Source organism: Alcanivorax sp., assembly GCF_051117345.1.
Classification (GTDB): domain Bacteria; phylum Pseudomonadota; class Gammaproteobacteria; order Pseudomonadales; family Alcanivoracaceae; genus Alcanivorax.
In genome coordinates this window covers 1-6,906 of record NZ_JBNPEC010000245.1, presented here as the reverse complement: position 1 = coordinate 6,906, position 6,906 = coordinate 1, and the positions used below count along the sequence as shown (strand labels likewise).

Here is a 6,906-nt window from a genome sequence, read left to right as displayed (position 1 = left end):
ACATTCACATAACTTTGTTATCACGCGAACGCACGGCCATGGCCAGAAACGAAGACGTGCTACTCGCTTTACGACAGATTATTCGCGCCACCGACCTTTACACAAGGAAACTTAGCAAGGTCTCCGGCCTCACATCGCCGCAACTGCTTATCATGCAGGCGATCTCTGCCCACGGTGAAATCACCATGGGCGACCTGGCCAATGAGGTTTCCCTCAGCCAGGCCACCATTACCACGATTCTGGATCGCCTGGAAAAGCGGGAGCTGGTCGAGCGCAAGCGCGGCGAGCAAGACAAACGCCGGGTGTATGCCCACCTGACCCGGGCCGGCGACGAAATTATCGACAAGGCCCCTACCCCGCTTCAGGACGAATTCATCGAGCGTTTTGACCGCCTGGAAGATTGGGAGCAATCTTTAATATTGAGCTCCTTGCAACGGGTGGCCGCCATGATGAATGCCGGAGACATCGATGCGTCTCCAGTACTGGACCTGGGCGCTATTGACCGCGCCCAACCAGCGGTGGACATGAGCAGCCGCCGCGAACGCGAAGCCAACTCTTTCTCTAAAACGGACCAAAAGTGAAATCATGGTTGCAGACAGTGCAAAGAAAACGGACTCATCCACCGACAATCAGGATGACATTACTTTCCGCAAACCGGAAAGCCAGGACGGCAGCCGGGTGCACAAGCTGATCAGCGAGTGCAAGCCGCTGGACGAGAACTCCGTCTACTGCAATTTGCTGCAATGCACACACTTTGCAGACACCTCCGTCGCCGCGGAAATGGATGGCGACCTGGTGGGCTTCATCTCCGGCTACATTCCGCCCAAGCAGCAGAACACGCTGTTTGTCTGGCAGGTGGCCGTGCATGAGAAAGCCCGCGGCAAGGGTCTGGCCAAGCGCATGCTGGCCGAGCTGATAGAGCGCGACGAAAGCGCCGACGTTCAGTTCATCGAGACCACCATTACCCCGGACAACGAAGCGTCCTGGGGAATGTTCCGCAGCTTCGCCTACCAGCGCAGCATGCCCACGGAAGAATTCATTCTGTTCGATTCGCGCATTCATTTTGCCGGCGAACACAATGACGAATACCTGCTGCGTATCGGGCCGTTCAATAGAGACGAAGCCTGACACCCGGACCAGAACGAACAAGTACCGAATTCACGCGAGGAACAGGAATCATGGATACCGACATTTTTGACAGTCACGAATCGGAAGTAATGAGCTATGCGCGCAGCTTCCCGGTAGTTTTCGACCAGGCCAAGGGCAGCTACCTGTACGATGAGAATGGCAAGGAATACATCGATTTCCTGGCCGGCGCGGGCACCCTCAACTATGGTCACAACAACCCGGTTCTGAAAGAGAAGCTGCTTGAGTACATTCAGCGTGACGGCATTGTTCATGGCCTGGACATGCACACCACCGCCAAGCGTGAATTCATGGATGCTTTCTATGAAGTGATCCTGAAGCCCCGCGATATGGACTATGTCATGCAGTTCACCGGCCCCACCGGCACCAATGCGGTGGAAGCGGCGCTGAAGGTTGCCCGTAACATCAAGGGTCGCGAGAACATCATCAGCTTTACCAACGGCTTCCATGGCGTGAGCCTGGGTGCCCTGGCCGCCACCGGTAACAGCCACCACCGTGGTGTTGCAGGTGTCACCATGGGCGGCGTCACACCGATGCCGTACGACGGCTATCTGGGCGATGCCTTCGACACCACCGAGTACCTGGACAAGGTGCTGGGCGATTCTTCCAGCGGCGTGGACCACCCGGCTGCTGTGATTGTAGAAACCGTACAGGGCGAAGGCGGCATTAACGCAGCCAGCTTTGACTGGTTGCGCAACCTGGAAAAAGTGTGCCGCAAGCACGACATGCTGCTGATTCTGGATGACATCCAGGCTGGCTGTGGCCGTACCGGCACCTTCTTCAGCTTCGATGATATCGGTATCACCCCGGACATCATCACTCTGTCCAAGTCCCTGAGTGGCTACGGTCTGCCGTTTGCCATGGTGCTGCTGAAGCCGGAACTGGACATGTGGAAACCCGGTGAGCACAACGGGACGTTCCGCGGCCACAACCTGGCGTTCGTAACAGCTGCCGCTGCGCTGAACCACTACTGGCGCGACGACAAGTTCGCCAAGGAAGTACAGCGCAAGGCGGACATCATCACCGACCGTTTCCGTGAGATCGCCAACACCTATGACGACCACTGGTTCTACCTGAACGGTCGCGGCATGATGCAGGGCCTGGTAGCTCGCGATGGCGAGGTAGCTGGCGAAATCACCAAGGCCTGCTTCAAGCGCCAGCTGGTGATCGAGACCTCCGGTGCCGATGACCAGGTGATCAAGACCCTGTGCCCGCTGACCATTGATGAAGAAGACCTGACCCGGGCGCTGGATATCGTCAAGGAAAGCGTTGCCGAAGTCATGACTGACCGCATCAAGCGCGGTGAAGCGCACTCTGTTGCCAGCATTTCTGCCTAACAGGCTGCCCGCTCCCCCTCCCCGGGGGAGCCTTTCCTCCCTCCCTTTTTTGCTCAGGAGTCTTATTCATGATCGTTCGTACTCTGGCGGAAGCCGAGAAGTCAGACCGTTGTGTCAAAGCCAAAAACGGCAACTGGCAGTCTGTTCGCCTGTCCCTGAAAGACGACAAAATGGGACACTCCTTCAACATCACCACCATCTTCAAGGGCACCAAGACCCACATTCACTACCAGAACCATCTGGAAACCGTGTATGTCATGTCTGGCAACGGCAAGGTGGAAACCATTTCCGACGGCAAGGTCTACGACCTGCAGCCCGGCACTGTCTACCTGCTCAATGAGCACGACGAACACTACCTTTATGGTGGTGACGAAGACATGGTAGTGGCCTGCGTTTTCGATCCGCCGTTGAGCGGCAAGGAAGTGCACGATGAGAATGGCGTGTACCCGGCGGATGTTGATTAAGAGACGCAACACAGCCAAACCATAAAAACGGGGCGCTTTTCAGCGCCCCGTTTTTTTATAACGTGCAAGCGTGTTGCATAGGTGTTACCTAAAACGCGTACTTGGCCGTGAACTGTACGCGCTTCAGATCACCGTTATCACCCGCTTCAGTTTCCCGTTCGCCATAGATCAACTCTCCCCCCAGAGACAGTGGCTTGGCCACCTGCCAGATCAGGTTGGCGTGGGCGCTCTGCACGGTTTCATTACTGGTGCCGGCCACGGTGTCAGGGTTGTCCGCTTCGCTCATGGATACCGCAACGTTGGACCGCCAGGCATCATTCCAGTGATGACGAAGGGCCAGCACCGCGCTCCACTGATCAATCAGTTCGATATCGCCGTCCGCTTCAATTTGCCCGGAGCGGAACGCATTCAGCGTGTGGTAACGGCCAATGGCGTTGCCATAATTGAGCTGGAAACGCACGTCGTCCATCGCGCCCAACATCATTTTGCCCGCCAGTGCCAGGCCATAACCGTATTCACTTTCGTCACGGTCTTGCCCACCGATATTATCCTGATAGGCCAACTCACGCCCCATGCCCGAAAGGCTCACATTGCCCCAGTCTCCGGTCAGGTTGTAGCGCAGCACCACATCAGGCACGCCGTTATCGTCATAGGGGTTTTCCGCACCACCGTAGAGGGTGGTGGACGGGTTCTCCAGGGCCAACATGATCGGGCCGCTGGTGTAGCGAATCTGCGCTTGCCGCTGGAACACGGTGCCCGCGGCCCCGACAAAGTCCAGGGTTTCCGGTAGCGCGCTCACATTGAAGAAGGTGGACCAGGTTTGCCCGAACAACCATTTGTCCCAGCTCAGATAGGCATGGCGAATCCGCGGCGCATAGCTGTTGGTAATACGCTCATTGCCCAGGCCGTTGGTTTGAAAATCGATTTCGATGTGGCCCTTCACATCCCCCACCGGGGTATGCGTCACGCTCTTTAGCCAGAAGCGGCTTTGTTTGGCGATCATGTGCAGCTTACCGGAACCCTCTTCACCAGCGACGGGGATGGTAGAGGGCACCATAAAGTCCTCCCCGATGGCAGATGATGCATCTTCGCCATCACTGTATTTGCTGAAGATGGTATCGGCTTTGATAAAACCGCCGAAGGTGATCTGACTGTTGCCACCACTGTGCTGCAGTTTGTTTTCCAGGTCGGCAACGCGCTCCTCCAGCGTTGCAGCACCTGCGATACCCGAATGGGCAAACAAAACGGCGGCACACAGGTACGTGGGTTTTATTGCTGTCATGGCCTGTCCTCTTGTTTTCATCAACACGTAAGTCACTCCACGAACAGCTTGCGCGGCCAATATTCGACGAACTATTAGCCATAGGTCGAAACAGGCCCGCCATGGCTTAAGACCAAGGTCTAATTCAGACCACCGCTGTGCTTTCGCACACTGGGAACACTCCTATAACAACTGCATCACATCAGTGAGGAAGTCCCATGGAAACGGGTGAACGCGTGCCGGTAAAAGAAGCACTGAAATCCCATTGCTGGATAGACGCCAATGACTACCAGTCTCTCTACCAGCAAAGTCTGCAGGACAGTGTCGGCTTCTGGCGCAGCCAGGCCCAGCGCATCGACTGGCTACGCGAGCCACAGCAAATTCGCGACACCCGCTTCCACCCGGATGACGTTCATATTCGCTGGTTTCACGACGGCGAACTGAACGCCAGTAGCAACTGCATCGACCGCCATCTGGCCAGTAATGGCGATGCGGTCGCCCTGTACTGGGAAGCGGATGAAGCTGGCCAACCGAGCCGGGAAATCACCTATCAGGCGCTACACCTGCATGTCTGCCAGCTCGCCAATACGCTCAAGCGACAAGGTGTCGGCAAAGGCGACCGGGTGATGATCTATATGCCGATGATCCCGGAAGCCGTTTTTGCCATGCTTGCCTGCGCCCGCATTGGCGCCATTCATTCCGTGGTGTTTGCCGGCTTTTCCCCGGATGCACTGGCCGGTCGTATTGCCGACTGCGACGCCAAAATGGTGATCACCGCCGACGCCGGTCGCCGCGGCGGCAAGCCGGTTCCACTCAAGGGCAATGTGGATGAGGCCCTGCGCCAGGACGGCACCGATGTGGTGGAAAAAGTGCTGGTCGTTCGCCACGTGGGTAATGACATTGACTGGCAACCCGGCCGCGACCTTGACTACGCAGAGGAGCAGGCACAAAGCGACAGCCACTGCCCGGCACAAGCCATGAACGCGGAAGACCCGTTGTTCATCCTTTATACCTCGGGCTCCACCGGTAAACCCAAGGGGGTTCTGCATACCACCGGCGGCTACATGGTCTACGCCTCATTGACCCATCAACTGGCCTTCGATTATCAGCCCGGTCAGGTGTACTGGTGCACGGCTGATGTGGGCTGGATCACCGGGCACACCTACCTGGTCTACGGACCACTGGCCAACGGAGCCACTTGCGTCATGTTTGAAGGGGTTCCCAACTACCCCAACGACCAGCGGGTCGGCGATATCATCGACCGCTACGACGTGGAGATTCTCTATACTGCCCCCACCGCCATCCGCGCCCTGATGGCCGGTGGCGACCACTGCTGCCAGAGCAGCCGCCGTGACACACTGCGCGTGCTGGCCACCGCCGGCGAGCCGATCAATCCAGCGGCCTGGCAGTGGTTCCACGATGTGGTCGGTAACGGCCAGGCCGCCGTGGTGGATACCTGGTGGCAGACAGAAACCGGCGGCATCATGATCTGCCCCTTACCCGCCGCCATTGAAGCCAAACCCGGTGCTGCCACCCTGCCCTTCTTCGGCGTGCAACCGGCGTTGGTAGACAACGAAGGCAACCTGCTGGACGGCCCCGCCGAAGGCAATCTGGTAATCGCCGACAGCTGGCCGGGCCAGGCCCGCACCCTGTGGGGCGACCATGAGCGCTTTGTTCAGACCTACTTCAGCAGCTTTCCGGGCTACTACACCACCGGCGACGGCGCCCGTCGCGATGAAGACGGGTACTACTGGATCACCGGGCGAGTGGATGATGTGCTCAACGTGTCCGGCCATCGCATGGGGACAGCCGAAGTGGAAAGCGCCCTGGTCGCCCATCCGCAGGTGTGCGAAGCCGCCGTGGTCGGCTACCCCCACGACATCAAGGGCCAGGGCATCTATGTCTATGTGACCCTCAATGACGGCGAAATCGCCAGTGAGGAGCTGCTGCAGGAACTGCGCCAGTGGGTACGCCGTGAAATCGGCCCCATCGCCACGCCGGATCTGATTCATTTCACTGCCGGGCTACCGAAAACCCGTTCCGGCAAGATCATGCGCCGCATCCTCAGAAAAGTTGCCGCCAACGAGCACGACAGCCTCGGCGATATTTCCACCCTTGCAGACCCGGCGGTGGTCGACAGCCTGGTGGAGACCCGGGTGAACCGGTGATCCCCATCACCGCAAGCCCGCGTGTCTTCCAGATTGCCGAGGCGGCCCGTGCCACTGGATTTATGCTGATGGGAGTCTGTTGTTTATTGTATTTCCCACGCTGCCCTCAGGGTCTCCTAAAGGGCAGCATCTTTTTTTTGTTCATGCTTAAATCAAGGTCATGACAACAATACTGATAGCCGATGACCATCCCCTTTTCCGCGCTGCCCTGAAACAGGCAGTGGAGGCCAGCTTTGTCGATGCCACTATCCACGAAGCCGACTCCCTGGCCACCCTGGAAACGCTGGGTCAGAGGGCCATTCCCTTTGATGTGATTCTGCTCGACCTGCACATGCCGGGCACCCATGGCTTTTCCGGCCTGGTCTATCTGCGCGAACAGTATCGCAAGGTGCCGCTGGTGGTGCTTTCCGCCACCGAAAGTGTCGATGTAATCCAGCGCGCCATTCACTTTGGTGCCGATGGTTTTATTCCCAAATCAGCCTCCATCGATACCATGACCGATGCCATGCGCAAGATCATGGATGGCGAGC

At 57.8% G+C, this 6,906-nt stretch carries 7 protein-coding genes; 6 read left to right on the top strand and 1 reads right to left on the bottom strand.

Features of this window, described 5'->3' with window-relative positions; translation table 11 throughout:
• The 4 genes from ACFE0K_RS15385 to ACFE0K_RS15370 all read left to right on the top strand — a co-directional run.
• On the top strand, window positions 1-581 hold a 581-nt coding region (locus tag ACFE0K_RS15385), incomplete at its 5' end, for a MarR family winged helix-turn-helix transcriptional regulator (RefSeq protein ID WP_434536904.1).
• Window positions 582-585: 4 nt separating this feature from the next.
• Window positions 586-1,128 (top strand): diaminobutyrate acetyltransferase, encoded by a 543-nt coding sequence (gene ectA, locus ACFE0K_RS15380; protein WP_434536903.1) that lies wholly within the window; start codon window positions 586-588, stop codon window positions 1,126-1,128.
• A 50-nt stretch (window positions 1,129-1,178) separates the two neighbouring features.
• A complete protein-coding gene (gene ectB, locus ACFE0K_RS15375; RefSeq protein WP_434536902.1) occupies window positions 1,179-2,483 on the top strand; it encodes a diaminobutyrate--2-oxoglutarate transaminase in 1,305 nt (434 codons plus the stop codon).
• A gap of 68 nt (window positions 2,484-2,551) precedes the next feature.
• Complete coding sequence (locus ACFE0K_RS15370) at window positions 2,552-2,947, top strand: ectoine synthase (protein WP_434536901.1); 396 nt, start codon at window positions 2,552-2,554, stop codon at window positions 2,945-2,947.
• Between the two features lie 88 nt (window positions 2,948-3,035).
• On the opposite strand, the gene ACFE0K_RS15365 is transcribed toward ACFE0K_RS15370, so the two are convergent.
• The gene (locus ACFE0K_RS15365) at window positions 3,036-4,229 is read right to left on the bottom strand and encodes a DcaP family trimeric outer membrane transporter (RefSeq protein ID WP_434536900.1); all 1,194 of its coding nucleotides are present in this window, start codon (window positions 4,227-4,229) and stop codon (window positions 3,036-3,038) included.
• 197 nt (window positions 4,230-4,426) lie between these two features.
• Here ACFE0K_RS15365 and acs point away from each other — a divergent pair, with 197 nt between their 5' ends.
• Window positions 4,427-6,376, top strand: a complete 1,950-nt coding sequence (gene acs / locus ACFE0K_RS15360) for an acetate--CoA ligase (protein ID WP_434536899.1) — start codon at window positions 4,427-4,429, stop codon at window positions 6,374-6,376.
• 160 nt (window positions 6,377-6,536) lie between these two features.
• Window positions 6,537-6,906, top strand: a 370-nt coding sequence (locus ACFE0K_RS15355; RefSeq protein WP_434536898.1) for a response regulator, incomplete at its 3' end; no start/stop codon positions are given.